2 pseudogenes are annotated in these 277 nt (G+C 43.7%); both read left to right on the top strand.

Annotated features, from left to right (window positions below):
• A pseudogene (locus tag ACHABW_RS26070) lies at nucleotides 1–183 on the top strand (IS21 family transposase); the annotation flags it as partial.
• Nucleotides 180–277, top strand: a pseudogene (locus tag ACHABW_RS26075) (ATP-binding protein); the annotation flags it as partial. The pseudogenes ACHABW_RS26070 and ACHABW_RS26075, both read left to right, overlap by 4 nt.

Consider the following 277-nt stretch of genomic DNA (forward strand, 5'->3'; position numbering starts at 1 on the left):
GCATCGGAGTTTGGTCATCCTTCGTCAGAAACGATTCAACAAGTCTTTCACCAAGTCATTCACGGACGAGGGTATAGGGAAACGTTGAATTTGAAACAACCAGTTCCAAAAATGCCTCTGGCATCTCGAGGCATGAATCAATATGATGCCTTCTTTTCACAAGAGAGGGGGCACTTAGAATGAATGAAGTTATTCAAGAGTATGCGAAGAGACTGAAGTTAAGTTGGGTTCGCGAGCACTATCATGAAGTGGAAGCCGCAACTCAAGAGGAGTTTTT

This window comes from Salipaludibacillus sp. CF4.18 (assembly GCF_051262595.1).
Lineage (GTDB): Bacteria > Bacillota > Bacilli > Bacillales > Salisediminibacteriaceae > Salipaludibacillus > Salipaludibacillus neizhouensis.